A 14,720-nucleotide genomic window follows, 5' to 3' on the forward strand; every position below is an offset into this window, starting at 1 on the left:
GATTAATAACAATTTAAAGATGTCATTATGAAAAAAATATCAATTTTAGCTTTGCTGGTTATTGCAGCCAGTTCATGTTCCGATAATCAAACGGATTCAACTAGTGGAAACGTTACATTAAAAGCCTCAGCGGTATCATCAACGGGAAAGACTTCTATGACAGCTCGAGTTGCAGCAGCATCCACTGTAGTTATAACCGACTTTAAAATTAATATCGGGAGTATTAAATTGGAGACAGATGAGGAAGATGTTAGGCACACTGAAGATCCTTTACATGAGGATGTAAAGCTTACAGGACCTTTTTTGCTTGATTTATTAGATCCAGATAAAACTTTATCACAAATTATTACTTCGGTTTCTATTCCGAATGCTAAATATGAAGAGATAAAATTTAAATTTCAACCAAGTACGGCAGTTGGGGAAATGAACGGAAGGAGTTTCATGATTAAAGGAACTGTTGACGGCAAGAATTTTGTTGTATGGAGTGGTAAAGAAGTAGAGCTTGAAATGGATTTTAATGATCCTGCCAAGGATTTTACAGTAAACAGCAATGATATTTCTCTTAATATCAAAATTCAGATTGATGCAATTATGGCGAAGATAACTGCCTTAGCCGGTCAAGGATTACTTGTGGATACTGATGGGGATGGTGTTATCGAAATTACTACAGGTAGCGATGATGGACATCATGATTTAGGAGAGCTTATAAGAGATTTACTAGAAAATGAAACACATTTAGACGATAAGGATTAACCTTCAGGTTAATTGATTCCATAATAAAAGAGGCTATCTTAAAAAGACAGCCTCTTTTTATTTATAATACTATTTAAACTTCAAAATCAAATGCTTAAATTTGCAGCTTAATTAAAGAGAAAAACAATTATGTTCGATAATTTAAGCGATAAATTAGACAAAGCTTTCCATATACTAAAAGGTCACGGAAAAATAACCGAAGTAAACGTAGCCGAAACTTTAAAAGAAGTTCGTCGTGCCTTACTTGATGCAGATGTCAATTTTAAAATTGCCAAAGATTTTACCACTAAAGTAAAAGAAAAAGCCATTGGACAAGACGTATTGACTACACTTCAGCCAGGACAATTGTTGGTAAAGTTAGTCAAAGACGAGCTTACTGAATTGATGGGTGGTGATGTTGCGGGAATAAACCTTTCCGGAAATCCAACTGTAATTTTAATGGCGGGTTTACAAGGATCTGGGAAAACCACATTTTCCGGGAAACTAGCAAATTATCTTCAAACAAAAAAGAATAAAAAACCACTTTTGGTGGCTTGTGATATATACCGTCCAGCGGCGATTCAGCAATTATATGTTGTCGGAGATTCGATAGGTGTTGAGGTTTACTCAGAACCCGAAAATAAAAATCCCGTTGAAATTGCACAAAATGCAATCAAACATGCAAAAGCTAATGGCTTTAATGTAGTGATTGTCGATACGGCTGGTCGTTTGGCTGTCGATAAAGAAATGATGGATGAGATTGCTAAAGTTCATAAAGCGATTGAACCACAAGAGACTTTATTTGTAGTTGATGCAATGACAGGTCAAGATGCGGTAAATACAGCTAAAGCTTTCAACGATATCTTAAATTTTGATGGGGTTATCTTAACTAAATTAGATGGTGATACTCGTGGTGGAGCTGCTATTTCAATTAAATCAGTGGTAAACAAACCTATAAAATTTGTTGGTACCGGTGAAAAAATGGATGCCATTGATGTGTTTTACCCTATTCGTATGGCGGAACGTATCCTTGGAATGGGAGACGTTGTGTCTTTGGTAGAAAGAGCACAAGAGCAATTTGATGAAGAGGAAGCAAGAAAAATCCAAAAGAAAATTGCTAAAAATGAATTCGGTTTTGATGATTTCTTATCGCAAATTCAGCAAGTAAAGAAAATGGGTAATATGAAGGACTTGGTAGGAATGATACCAGGTGCTTCAAAAGCGATGAAAGATGTAGAAATTGAAGATGATGCTTTCAAACATATTGAAGCGATTATTCATTCAATGACTCCTGCGGAGAGAAGCAAACCCGCTATAATTGATGTTAAAAGAAAAGCCAGAATATCAAAAGGATCCGGTACCAAAATAGAGCAAGTTAATCAACTGATGAAACAGTTTGAGCAAATGAGCAAAATGATGAAAATGATGCAAGGACCAGGAGGGAAAAACCTGATGAAGATGATGGGCGGAATGCCAGGTGGTATGCCGGGAATGAGATAAAAATGAGTCAAAAGCCGAAAGTCTTAAGGTTGTAATGACTTTAAGACTTTCGACTTTAAGACATTAAACTAAATAAAAATGCAACTACTAGACGGGAAAAAAACAGCGGAAGATATTAAAAGCGAAATCGCTGCTGAAGTACAAAAAATGAAAAATAATGGGGAGAAAGTTCCTCATCTAGCAGCAGTTATTGTAGGTAATGACGGAGCGAGTTTAACTTATGTGGGAAGTAAAGTTAAAGCCTGTGAACGAGTTGGTTTTGAGTCAACTTTAGTAAAAATGCCAAGCACTACATCTGAAACGGAACTGCTTAAAAAAATAAAAGAATTGAATGAGGATACTAATATTGACGGGTTTATTGTTCAGTTGCCACTTCCAGAACAAATTGACGAGCAAAAGGTATTAATGGCTGTTGATCCAAGTAAAGATGTTGACGGTTTTCATCCTGAGAATTTTGGAAAAATGGCATTAGACATGAGTACTTTTATTCCGGCGACTCCTTTTGGAATTCTGGAATTATTAGAAAGATATGGAGTAGAAACGAAAGGAAAGCACACTGTTGTAATAGGACGTAGTCATATTGTGGGTCGACCTATGAGTATTTTGATGGGAAGAAAAGGATTTCCTGGAAATTCAACAGTTACCCTGACGCATAGTTACACTAAAAATATTGAAGAAATCACGATTCAGGCTGATATCATTATAACTGCCCTGGGTGTTCCCAATTATCTAAAAGCTAATATGGTGAAAGATGGTGTAGTGGTTATAGATGTTGGTATTACCAGAGTTGCTGACGAAACGAATCCTAAAGGTTATGTAATCACCGGAGATGTTGATTTTGAAAATGTGAGTAAAAAAGCCTCTTTTATTACTCCGGTTCCAGGTGGAGTAGGACCTATGACAATTGCAATGTTGCTGAAAAATACACTTTTGGCAAGGGAAATGAAAATATTAAAATTGCTATAATAAAAATACTGAGCCTATTCATCCGAATAGGCTTTTTTTGTACTTATGGGAAATACACAAGGATTAGAATTTAAAACGATAGAGGAGTTTCTAGACTATCTAAGTGAAGAAGAACAAGAAATTGTTCTTTTTTTGCGTAAAATAATTCTGGAATGTATGCCTGATTGTAAAGAGAAATTGGCTTACAATATTCCTTTTTATTATCGCCATTCCCGAATTTGTTATATCTGGCCGGCTTCTATTCCTTGGGGTAAAGTTGAAAAAGGAGTAGCGATTGGTTTTTGCAAAGGCACTTCATTTTTAGATGAAACTTTTGAAATCACAAAATTTGCTTCAAAACTAACTTTTAAGTCTGTTAAAGAAATTGATGTCTCATTGTTGAAGCAACAAATCTATGAAGCAATTTTAATTGATGAACAAATCGTTAAAGCGAAACGACGAAAAATTCAGTAAAATAAATTTAAAAACAGAAAACAGTTAGGGGTACTATTCAAACACGAATTTCACTAATTTGCACAAATTAATTCGTGTAAATTAGTGAAATTCGTGTTTTACTTTTAAATATTGCCGATTTTCTATATGCTAATAATCTCCTCTTCCTTTAAATCTGGGATCATCTCTTTTGATGAATTCGGTTCGTCTTTTTGCAGGTTCCGCTTTAGGTAAGCTCGCTTCTTCGGTTTTGCTAGAAGGCTCAATCAATTCGTTCAATTCTTTGATTTCGGCATCGGTCAAATCGCGGTATCTTCCAACAGGAATATCCAATGAAATATTAATGATTCTGATGCGTTTCAAAGCAGTAACTTCGGAGCCTAAATATTCACACATTCTACGAATTTGGCGGTTTAACCCTTGTGTAAGAATGATTTTGAAAGTGTATTTGCTAATTTGTTCTACCTTGCATTTTCGGGTTATGGTGTCTAAAATTGGAACCCCATTTCCCATTCTTTCAATAAAACGATCCGTTATAGGTTTGTTTACGGTAACGGTATATTCTTTTTCGTGATTGTTTCTGGCGCGTAATATTTTATTAACGATATCACCGTCATTAGTCATGAAAATCAAACCTTCACTGGCTTTGTCTAATCGGCCAATCGGGAAAATACGTTTAGGATAATTGATGTAATCTACAATATTATTGCGAACGTCTAAGTTGGTAGTACATTCGATTCCTACCGGTTTATAAAAGACAAGATAAACGGGTTTCTCATTTTTTTCACGGATTAATTTTCCGTCAATACGCACTTCATCATTTGGGGAAACTTTAGTACCTAACTCAGGAACAACTCCATTGATAGTCACTCGACCTTCTTCAATGATTTTGTCTGCTTCACGACGGGAGCAGTACCCAGTTTCTCCTATGAATTTGTTGAGGCGTTTTAGATTTTCTTCCATACTGCAAAAGTAATACTAAATTGTTTAATCGTTTATGTGGTTATTTGTTTATTTGAAAAATTAAAAAGTCAGCAAAATATTGTACGAATTGATTATTTTTAGTTAATCTGTTTCAAATAAAAAATGAATTACTTTTTTATATAATTGTTCATCGTGCATGCTGTGTCCCAAGCCGTTTGTTTCGATGAAAATTGAATCTTTCCAAGTGCTTGCTATTTTTTTACCTTCTTCAAATAAAACAACTTTATCATCAGTATCATGAGCGATAAAGCCCTTTGTTTTTATTTCAGATGCAAAATGTTTAGCAGAAAATTTTTCCAGTTCTAGCTTAAAATGGTTTAGATAATGTGCTTCGAGTCCTTTTGAAATTTTAGAATTCAAACTCAACATTGCAATATAATTATTAAGAATAATTTTGAAATCACTGGGAGATCCTAAAATTACCATTTTCTCAATACTGTTATTTTGATAAACGGATTGGTAATATAAACAGGTTTTTCCTCCTAAAGAATGGCCAATGAGGTATTGTGGTTTGAATCTTTGAACAATAAAATCAATAGACTTGGCATATTGTGGGATATTAAATTCCTTTCCGCTGGATAAGCCGTGGGCAGGAGCATCAACGGCTATAATGGTGCTGCCAGTTTTTTTTAAATAAGGTAACATTTTTTTCCAGCGTGAAGCATTGCTTTCCCATCCATGTACGAGCAGTATAACCGTATCATTTCCTTTCCAAGTATACGTTTGAATATCATGTCCATTGTGTTGGAATGTTTCAGTTTCAGTTTCCTGCAGTATTTTAGGGAGCTTTGCCTTTGTAAGTCTGCCTTCTCGAGGCTCGCTAAAAAGGGAGTAGGCAAGTTGGTTTGCCTTGTCAGGAAGTACGTAGCTTAATACATTTACGTATAATCCGACTGATTTAGTGAACAGGTAATAAAGTGTTTTTTTCATAAAAAAAAAGTCCCGATGTGCATCGGGACTTAAATAAATTTAGAACTTAGAAAATAATTTTTCCATTTTTTCTTTTTCTTCGTCAGCCAATGAGCTGTCGACTAATATTCTTCCGGAATGCTCATCAGTGATGATTTTCTTTCTTGAAGCAATTTCTACTTGTGTTTGCGGCGGAATTGTAAAGAATGATCCTGCAGATGCGCCTCTTTCAATAGAAACAACAGCTAAACCATTGCGAACACTTGTTCTAATTCTGTTGTAAGCTTTCAATAATCTTTCTTCGATTAATGCTTGGTATTCTGCTGATTTTTCTGTTAAAAAAGCTTCTTCTTTAGCAGTCTCAGACATAATAGCATCCAATTCTGATTTCTTATGTTTCAAGTGATTAGATTTCGTTTCTAATCTTTCTTTTGACTGAGAAATCACTTCTTTCTTATGTTCAATAGAAGCTTTCATTTCTTTAATTTGCTTTTCAGACAACTGAATTTCTAATTCTTGAAATTCAACCTCTTTAGTCAACGAATTAAATTCTCTGTTGTTACGAACGCTTTCTTGTTGTTTTGTGTATTTTTTGATAGCCTCTTTGTGCTCATCAATCGCATTCTTTTTTACCTTGATAAGATCTTCGATAGTTTCAAGTTCATTTTTCAATTTTTCTGAACGGGTGCTTAAACCTGCAACTTCATCTTCTAAATCTTCTACTTCTAAAGGAAGTTCCCCTCTTACGTTTCTGATTTCGTCAATTCTAGAGTCAATTAGCTGTAAATCGTAAATTGCTCTTAACTTGTCCTCAACACTTAATTCTTTCGTATTCGCCATATTCTATAAGTACTTAACTGGATTTGAATTTTCTTCTGATAAAATAACTGCAAAATTAAGGATTTTTTTCCGAAGATACTCAACAATATAATTTTTTGTATAGCGTTCGCTTTCAAAATGTCCGATATCTGCCAATAAAAGTTGATTTTCGGCTTCATAAAACTGATGATACTTTAAATCTGCCGTTAAAAACACATCGGCTCCCGCTTGAATCGCATTTTTTATGGCAAAACTTCCAGCGCCGCCAAGCACGGCTATTTTTTTTACTTCTTTTCCTATAAAGTTGGAATGCCGAATGCCATCAGCTTGCATTTTCTCTTTTGCAAAAAGCAGAAATTCTTTTTCTTTCATTGGATTTTTCAATTCGCCGATCATTCCCAAACCAATATTCTGATGTTTGTTTTGCAAATCATAAATTTCATAGGCGATTTCTTCATAAGCATGGCTTTTGAATAATGCTTTTAGAATTTTATTTTCCAAATGCTTTTCGAAAGTGACTTCAATTTTGATTTCATCTCCCTGTACGAACTCGAAACGTTCTCCAACTTGTGGATTGCTGTGTTCATTACCCATATAGGTCCCGATTCCTTTCGAATTAAAACTGCAATTTTCGTAATTTCCAATCATCCCGGCACCTGCATCAAAGAGTGCATTTCGTACTTCCTCAGCATTTTCAGGAATGGTATACGTTACTAATTTCCGAATAAAATGCTGCTTCGGAATTAGAACTTTAGTATTTATTAGACCAAGTGCATCACAGAAAATTTTATTTACCCCTTCTTGATGATTGTCCAAAGCAGTATGCACAGCATATATTGCGATGTCATTTTTTATGGCTTTTATAACCGCTCTTTCCACATAATTTTTGCCTGTTATTTTTTTTAATCCAGAAAATAAAATGGGATGAAAACAAACTACCAAATTGCACTTTTTAGAGATTGCCTCCTCAATTATATTTTCTAAAGCATCATGACAAACTAAAACACCAGTTGCTTCTGTTTCCTGATCACCAACTAACAATCCCACGTTGTCAAAGTCTTCAGCGTAGGCGAGCGGTGCCATTTCTTCGAGGACGGAAATAATTTCTTTTATTTTCATTTTTATTTCGATTTTTAGATTGTTGGATTTCTAGATTCTTCAATTTATCGAATAACCAAATCACCGAATAACCAAATCAACTTTTTTTTATAAAGATAATTTATTCTACTTTCGTAAAATGAATTTACTTCGAAAAATACTATTTCCGTTTGCTATTTTATATGGAATCATAACGAGTATTCGGAACTTTCTTTTCGATAAAGGTATTTTGAAATCATACTCATTTGATTTGCCTGTAATTGCTGTCGGAAATCTTAGTGTTGGCGGAACGGGGAAAACTCCGCAAATAGAATATTTAATTCGGTTGCTAGCTGATAAATATAAAGTTGCCACATTAAGTCGAGGTTATAAAAGACAATCGGAAGGTTTTATTTTGGCGCAAGCCAGTTCAAATGCGGCAATTCTTGGCGATGAACCTTTTCAGTTTTTTCAAAAATTCAAAAATATCCAAGTTGCGGTTGATGCAAATCGAAAGAACGGAATAGAACAATTGCTTTCTCTTCCAGAAAATCCGGAAGTTATTTTATTAGACGATGCATTTCAACACAGAAAAGTAAAAGCTGGTTTCTATATCCTGCTTACTAGCTATGGGGATTTGTATTCGGATGATTTTATGTTGCCAACCGGAAATTTACGCGAAAGCAGGAGTGGAGCAAAAAGGGCTAATGTGATCATTGTAACCAAATGTCCTTTTAATCTTTCGCAAGAAAAACAGGATGATATTAGAAACAGATTAAAGGTTTCAGCAAATCAGGAATTATACTTTACTTTTATAGCCTATGACAATTTTATTTATGGGGAAAATCGAAAGATAAATGTAAACGAAATTCAAGAAGCTGCTAAGTTACTGGTGGCCGGAATTGCAAAACCGGAACCGTTTTTTGCCTATTTGCAAGATACAAATGATGTCTGTTTGTCTTTTCCGGACCATTATAATTTTACTGATAAAGACATTTTAGAAATTAAAAATTTAGCTCAAAACAATATTATTATCACTACCGAAAAAGATTATGTACGATTACAAGGAAGTTTACCAAGTGAACAACTTTTCTATTTACCCATACAAAGTTCTTTTATTATGGGGAGTGATAATTTTGATCAAAACATTTTAAATTATGTGGGAACAAGTACAAGAAACCGTTAGTTATATTAACGGAAAAATAGATTTCACTCCAGAATATGGCGTGATACTAGGATCAGGATTAGGCAGTTTTACTGAAGAAATGAAAGTAGAATATACCTTGCCTTATAATGAAATCCCAAATTTTCCGGTATCGACTGTTTTAGGCCATAAAGGAGCATTAGTTTTTGGAACAATAGGAGAAAAGAAAGTAGTTGCTATGCAAGGCCGTTTTCATTATTATGAAGGCTATTCCATGACCGAAGTGACTTTTCCGGTGCGGGTAATGAAGTTTTTAGGCATCAAAAAATTAGTTGTTTCGAATGCTTCCGGAGGAGTAAATCCAAATTATAAAGTGGGATCTATCGTAATTATAAAAGATCATATCAATATGACTCCCGAGCATCCGTTACGTGGGAAAAATGACGAACGTTTCGGACCTCGTTTTGTAAATATGAGCGAACCTTATTCAAGAAAGATGATTGCTAAGGCCAAAGAAATAGCATTAGATTTAAACATTGAAGTTTTTGATGGAATTTATTACGGGCTTCAAGGACCAACTTTTGAAACCTTAGCCGAATATAGAATGGTCAAAATTTTAGGAGCTGACTGCGTAGGAATGTCAACCGTTCCGGAAGTAATTGTGGCGCGTCACATGGATGTTGAAACTTTTGGGATTTCTGTTATTACTGATATGGGAAATGAAGAAAGTATCGACACTATTTCGCATGATGAAGTACTGGAAGCGGCAAAACAAGCAGAACCTATGGTGCGAAGTCTAATCAGAGAATTGATTCTAAAATATTAGATACTTCTAAACATAATTGGCAATTGTACTGTAAAATTCTTCGGGAATGAATGGTTTTGTAATTACATCATTCATTCCAAAGGATAACAGCATTTCGCGATTTTCATCCAATGATATTGCAGTAAGTGCGATAATAGGGGTGTTTGGATCAAATTTTCTGATTTGTTGCGTTGCCACTGTACCGTTGATCCCCGGTAAATGAACATCCATCAGTATTAGGTCAAATTTATTGTTTCGGGCAGTTTCTATTGCGTCTTCTCCATTATCAATAATATCGCAAATTATTCCTTTGTTTTCTAGCATTTTTGCAGAAACCATTTGGTTGATTTTGTTGTCTTCCACTAAAAGAACTTTTTTATTCATTAAAACAGAATCATCATATGATTTCTGTTTTTGTTCTACTTTTAATAATTGAGAGCCTACTTTAAACTTTAGTTCAAATGAAAAAGTAGATCCTTTTCCAACAACGCTTTTTAGTGTTATATGACCGCCGAGGGTTTTAATTATTTTTTTTACGATTGTTAGTCCTAGACCAGTTCCTCCGTATTTGCGATTTACCTCTATCGAACCCTGAGAAAAACTGTCAAAAACACTTTTTAATTTGTCTTCAGGAATTCCAATCCCAGTGTCAGTCACTTCAAAATATATAGTAGCATTTTCGTTGGCTATCGATTTCAGTTTTGCAACTACATTTACAGTGCCGTTTTTGGTAAATTTTAAAGCATTGTTTATCAAATTCATCATGATTTGAGACAATTTTGTAGGATCGCCAATCAAATAATCAGGAATTTCCGAATCTATTTTCAGAATAAATTGGTTGTTATTAACTAAGGCTAGTTCTTTTAAAGAGTTTTGTATATTTTCTAATAATTGTTTAAGATTAAAATTGATGTATTCTATTTCGAATTTATGAGAGTCGATTTTATTTATTTCGAGAATTTCATTTATAAACTTTGTCAGATAATCTCCGGAAAATTTCAAGGATGACAAATAATGCATTTGTGATTTCTTTGGTTTTTCTTCCAATAATAAATGAGTGATTCCGTTTATGGCATTCAGTGGTGTGCGAAGTTCGTGGCTTACGGTTGACAGAAATTCAGATCTTGCATTTGAGGCTTTTTCTGCTTTATCTCTGGCAATTTCTAATTCTTTATTTTTTTCTTTTAGCATCATATTGGATTGTGTCCTGATGATATTATTTTTATATAAAGATAAACTCAGTAAGGATAAAATCGAAATTAATGCAATTGCCAGAATGCTTATTAGTTTTGAGAATTTATTGGTCTTATCCTGTTGTTTGTTTTTAGTGACAATTTGCCTGATTTCTTTTAATCGCTCGGATTCTTTAAATTCATCATAATCATCTATTCCAAGTCTTTTGTCATTCAAAAGAGAAATATTCTCTTTCAGGTTAAGATGCTGTTTTAGATAAAAGTAGGCATTATTTTTATCTAACATTTTATCGTAAACAAAACTTAAGGCGAGTAAAATATTAGATTTTTGGTCTGAATTTTTAGTTTTAATATTAAGTTCCAGTGCTTTATTGAGATAGTTCAGCGCTAAATTGTACCTTTCATTAGTGGCTTCAATAGTACCAATCTGGTAAAGTGCTTCGGTTCTCGAATTGAGTATCTCTGGGTTGTCCGGTTTGGCTATTATTGTCTTGAAAATTGCCGAAGCTAATTCGTCATTTCCTTTAAATTTGCTTATTATTCCTTTTTGCAGATCAAGTAAATTATTTATTTCTGCAGTATCAGCGCTTTTTAATCGATCCGATATTGATTTCGTCGTGTTAAAATATATTCCGGCATCGTTAAAATTTCTTTTTTCAGTAAAACTTAGGCCAATGTAATAGTTGCTATATGCGTAATTAGTACTAGGGTCTAGTTTTTTATAAAATTCAATGCTGTTATGAAAGGTTTTAATTGCATCATTGTATTTTTTTAAATCAAAATACATTTTGCCTAATCGGAATGTTTGATCCGCTTGAGCTTGGATATTGCGTATTGCTTTCGAGTGATTTATAGCTTTTTGTGCGTAGAATAAAGCTTTTTTGTAATTATCCGCTTTAATATTTGAATTAGCCAAATTGCTGTAATACTTGATACTATCTATTTTCTCATTGCTTTGAGAAAATAGATTAGAGTGGCATAAAAAGATAAAAATAAAGAAGTACTTCATTTATAACTGATTTTTTTATGTGTTATTTTTTCGCTCCATCAAAAGTATTAAATCAATTATTCGGGATGAATACCCTATTTCATTGTCATACCACCCTACTACTTTAACCATTTTGTCTATAACAGAGGTCAGTAGAGCATCAAATATACATGAATTTTTATTACCAATTACATCTACAGAAACGATTGGGTCTTCCGTGTAATCCAGTACTCCTTTTAAATTAGTTTGTGCTGCAATCTTAAAAGCGGCATTTATATCATTTATGGTAACCGCTCTTTTTACATTAAAAGTAATGTCGGTCAAGGAACCATCTGGAACGGGTACTCGAATTCCGCAACCGCCAATTTTCCCTTGCAATTTAGGGAAAATTTTTGTTAGTGCTTTAGCAGCACCTGTAGTTGTTGGAACTATTGATTGGCTGGCACCACGGGCTCGTCTCAAGTCTTTGTGGGGTTGGTCATGTAAACTTTGGTCAGTGGTATAAGAATGAATGGTTGTGATGTATGCCTGTTCAATACCACAAAGTTCATCAATAACTTTCATCATTGGTGCGGCATTGTTCGTGGTGCAACTCGCATTAGATACGATAGTTTCAGTACCGTCAAGAATATTTTCATTGACACCTAAAACTACCGTTTTTATAGTGTCAACCTCAGAAGGAGCGGATAGAATTACTTTTTTGGCACCAGCCAAAATATGGGCATCGAGCTCTTCAAAAGTCTTGAATTTTCCAGTTGATTCAACTACATAATCTATATTTATGCTTTTCCAGTCGAGTTTTGAAATGTTTTTTTCATGAAAAAATAAAAAATGTTTGCTGTCTACAAAAAAACCTTTTTCATCTTCAGTTACTGTATATGGCAACACTCCGTGAATACTATCATATTTCACTAAATGTGCCATTGTTTTTGTATCGGCAATATCATTGATGGCAATTACTTCAATATCGGGATGGTTTAAGAGAAGTCGAAATAAATTTCTTCCTATTCTTCCAAAACCATTAATGGCAATTCTTGTTTTCAAATGTATTTGTTTAATCGTTTATTTGGTTAACCGCTTAACCGATTAAACAAATAAACTATTTTTATAAAATGTGTTTCTGCGCTTTGTAAGAAGAACGTACTAATGGACCACTTTCTACATGGCGGAAACCCAATTCCAAACCAAATTTTTCATATATAGCAAATTGATCTGGTGTTATGAACTCTTTTACAGGCAAATGTTTTTTACTGGGCTGTAAGTATTGGCCTATAGTAACAATATCAACATTGGCGTTACGCAAATCTCGCATCGTTTGAAAAACTTCGTCTTCTTTTTCTCCTAGTCCAAGCATAATTCCAGATTTAGTTCTGTTGATGCCTTTTTCTTTTAAGTATCTCAAAACTTCCAGACTTCGGTCATATTTGGCCTGAATGCGTACTTCACGAGTCAGCCTGCGAACGGTTTCTACATTATGCGAAACTACTTCGGGATTGGCCTCCACGATTCGATCTATATTTCTTTCGATACCTTGAAAATCAGGAATCAAAGTTTCAAGAGTGGTATTAGGATTCATTCTGCGAATAGCTTTTACCGTTTCTATCCAAATAATAGAGCCGCCATCTTTCAAGTCGTCTCTGTCGACGCTGGTAATAACGGCATGTTTAATATTCATGATTTTTATAGAACGTGCCACTTTTTCAGGCTCATCCCAATCTACGGTTTCTGGTCTTCCGGTTTTTACGCCGCAAAAACCGCAAGAACGCGTACACACATTTCCTAAAATCATAAACGTTGCCGTACCTTCTCCCCAGCATTCTCCCATATTGGGACAACTTCCGGAGGTACAAATCGTATTCAAACTATATTTATCAACTAAGCCTCGAAGCTCTGTGTATTTTTGTCCTATCGGGAGTTTCACTTTCAACCATTTCGGCTTTCCAACAGGTAAAGTATTTTCTAAAACAGTTTCCATATATCAATTTTCAAAGCACAAAGATAAGGAATGTAGTTTATTTGTGGATTCGTTTATTTGTTTATTTAAAGGAAGGAAAATGGAAGATTTAGGAGCAGAATATTCGGTTTTTTTAAGCAATGGTTGTCCTGCTTTCCGTTGTATCCGCGCTGATAGCTTCGTTCCTCGCAATGATAGCGCGGGATGCCACTACAATCAGGGCTAGAGTAGCACTTTTTGTTGTTTTAAGAGTATAAAATCTGAAGATCGTTTTTTATAAAAGTGTATTTCTGAAACTATTTTTAAACAGAAAAGCAGAATCTTTCGACTCTGCTTTTCTTATTTTTTGAAATTAATCCATCTGTACTGTGATGGGTAAATTATAGGCAGTTCGTACTGCTTTTGAACCAATCATTCCCGGAGACCATTTGGTTTTTAAGGATTTTAGTACTCTTATGGCTTCTTTGCCCATCCCATAACCAGGATCTCTTTTTACTTGAATATCAGTCATGCTGCCATCTTTTTCTATTACAAAAGACACATAAACTTTCATGGTGCTGCCACCATCAATTTCTGGTTTTTCAAAATTATTTCCCACATACGTATAAAACTTATTTATTCCTCCGGGGAATTCAGGAAGTTTATCCAGAGTTACACTGGCAACAATAGTATTTCCGGGGTCAGAAGGCGTATCAGTTGCTGTTCCTTGTCCGGCGGAAGAAGTCGGGTTTAAGCCAACGGTAGCTGTTCCTTCAGTACTAGTATTTGTAATCGTTGTATTATCGGTATTCTTTGCTATCTCTTGGTTCGCCTGCTGTGCTTGTACAATTTCAGGATTCAAAAGTTGGTCGCTTTGAATAGGTGCTTCGGTATTTTTTGTTTTTACTTCAGGAATAACTGTCTTTTCTATTTCCTGAAGTTGATTGGGAATAATGTCAGTGACGTTGACTATCGTATTGGTGAGATCGGGAAGAGTTATCCTATTTTCAGGATTAAAATAATGTAGAAGGATAGGAATGCTCAACGCGGATGTTAGCAATAGTATTCCCATAAAAAAGGCAAATAGGGAAGTTTTAGTGCTTTCTTTGCGCAATTGATACGCTCCATATTCTTTGTTTTTGTATTGAAAAACAAGATCAATCCAGCTGGTTTCGTAAATGCTTAATTTTGACATGGTTTATGGATTTAATGGTTAAGTAGCATTTAAATCATAAGCA

General features: G+C 34.5%; 14 protein-coding genes. 6 read left to right on the forward strand and 8 right to left on the reverse strand.

The genetic code is table 11. The annotated features are described in order from the left end of the window. Positions 1-27 precede the first annotated feature (27 nt). The 4 genes from BUC23_RS12885 (at position 28) to BUC23_RS12900 (ending at position 3,651) form a co-directional block, all read left to right on the forward strand. Positions 28-753 carry a hypothetical protein gene (locus tag BUC23_RS12885; RefSeq protein WP_244153809.1) on the forward strand — a complete coding sequence of 242 codons (726 nt, stop codon included), beginning with the start codon at positions 28-30 and terminating at the stop codon, positions 751-753. Between the two features lie 129 nt (positions 754-882). After that, positions 883-2,232: a signal recognition particle protein gene (ffh, locus tag BUC23_RS12890; RefSeq protein ID WP_073210079.1), complete on the forward strand. Its 1,350-nt coding sequence runs from the start codon at positions 883-885 to the stop codon at positions 2,230-2,232. Positions 2,233-2,310: 78 nt separating this feature from the next. Beyond that, the gene (locus tag BUC23_RS12895; RefSeq protein WP_073210081.1) at positions 2,311-3,198 is read left to right on the forward strand and encodes a bifunctional 5,10-methylenetetrahydrofolate dehydrogenase/5,10-methenyltetrahydrofolate cyclohydrolase; all 888 of its coding nucleotides are present in this window, start codon (positions 2,311-2,313) and stop codon (positions 3,196-3,198) included. Positions 3,199-3,243: 45 nt separating this feature from the next. Beyond that, on the forward strand, positions 3,244-3,651 hold the full coding sequence (locus tag BUC23_RS12900; RefSeq protein ID WP_073210083.1) for a DUF1801 domain-containing protein: 408 nt from the start codon (positions 3,244-3,246) through the stop codon (positions 3,649-3,651). A gap of 129 nt (positions 3,652-3,780) precedes the next feature. Here the strand turns inward: BUC23_RS12900 and rluF are convergent, their stop codons facing one another. The 4 genes from rluF to BUC23_RS12920 all read right to left on the reverse strand — a co-directional run bounded on the left by rluF (position 3,781) and on the right by BUC23_RS12920 (position 7,461). Beyond that, positions 3,781-4,593 (reverse strand): 23S rRNA pseudouridine(2604) synthase RluF, encoded by an 813-nt coding sequence (gene rluF, locus BUC23_RS12905; RefSeq protein WP_073210085.1) that lies wholly within the window; start codon positions 4,591-4,593, stop codon positions 3,781-3,783. A gap of 102 nt (positions 4,594-4,695) precedes the next feature. After that, positions 4,696-5,544 carry an alpha/beta fold hydrolase gene (locus BUC23_RS12910; protein WP_073210087.1) on the reverse strand — a complete coding sequence of 283 codons (849 nt, stop codon included), beginning with the start codon at positions 5,542-5,544 and terminating at the stop codon, positions 4,696-4,698. Between the two features lie 39 nt (positions 5,545-5,583). Beyond that, positions 5,584-6,363: a zinc ribbon domain-containing protein gene (locus BUC23_RS12915; RefSeq protein WP_073210089.1), complete on the reverse strand. Its 780-nt coding sequence runs from the start codon at positions 6,361-6,363 to the stop codon at positions 5,584-5,586. 3 nt (positions 6,364-6,366) lie between these two features. Further along, positions 6,367-7,461 carry a Nif3-like dinuclear metal center hexameric protein gene (locus BUC23_RS12920; RefSeq protein WP_073210091.1) on the reverse strand — a complete coding sequence of 365 codons (1,095 nt, stop codon included), beginning with the start codon at positions 7,459-7,461 and terminating at the stop codon, positions 6,367-6,369. A gap of 118 nt (positions 7,462-7,579) precedes the next feature. Here BUC23_RS12920 and lpxK point away from each other — a divergent pair, with 118 nt between their 5' ends. Together lpxK and BUC23_RS12930 are read left to right on the forward strand one after the other, a co-directional pair. Beyond that, on the forward strand, positions 7,580-8,605 hold the full coding sequence (gene lpxK / locus BUC23_RS12925) for a tetraacyldisaccharide 4'-kinase (RefSeq protein ID WP_073210092.1): 1,026 nt from the start codon (positions 7,580-7,582) through the stop codon (positions 8,603-8,605). Next, a complete protein-coding gene (locus tag BUC23_RS12930; protein ID WP_073210094.1) occupies positions 8,577-9,389 on the forward strand; it encodes a purine-nucleoside phosphorylase in 813 nt (270 codons plus the stop codon). The genes lpxK and BUC23_RS12930 overlap by 29 nt, the downstream gene beginning before the upstream one ends. A gap of 6 nt (positions 9,390-9,395) precedes the next feature. Here the strand turns inward: BUC23_RS12930 and BUC23_RS12935 are convergent, their stop codons facing one another. From BUC23_RS12935 to BUC23_RS12950, 4 genes are all read right to left on the reverse strand, one after another. Then, positions 9,396-11,570 carry an ATP-binding protein gene (locus tag BUC23_RS12935; protein WP_073210095.1) on the reverse strand — a complete coding sequence of 725 codons (2,175 nt, stop codon included), beginning with the start codon at positions 11,568-11,570 and terminating at the stop codon, positions 9,396-9,398. A 15-nt stretch (positions 11,571-11,585) separates the two neighbouring features. Continuing rightward, on the reverse strand, positions 11,586-12,593 hold the full coding sequence (gene gap, locus BUC23_RS12940) for a type I glyceraldehyde-3-phosphate dehydrogenase (RefSeq protein WP_073210097.1): 1,008 nt from the start codon (positions 12,591-12,593) through the stop codon (positions 11,586-11,588). A gap of 61 nt (positions 12,594-12,654) precedes the next feature. Further along, positions 12,655-13,524, reverse strand: a complete 870-nt coding sequence (gene lipA, locus BUC23_RS12945; RefSeq protein ID WP_073210100.1) for a lipoyl synthase — start codon at positions 13,522-13,524, stop codon at positions 12,655-12,657. Between the two features lie 331 nt (positions 13,525-13,855). After that, positions 13,856-14,677, reverse strand: a complete 822-nt coding sequence (locus tag BUC23_RS12950; RefSeq protein ID WP_073210102.1) for an energy transducer TonB — start codon at positions 14,675-14,677, stop codon at positions 13,856-13,858. Positions 14,678-14,720 lie beyond the last annotated feature (43 nt).

Source organism: Flavobacterium xinjiangense (assembly GCF_900142885.1).
In the GTDB taxonomy this organism is placed as follows: domain Bacteria; phylum Bacteroidota; class Bacteroidia; order Flavobacteriales; family Flavobacteriaceae; genus Flavobacterium; species Flavobacterium xinjiangense.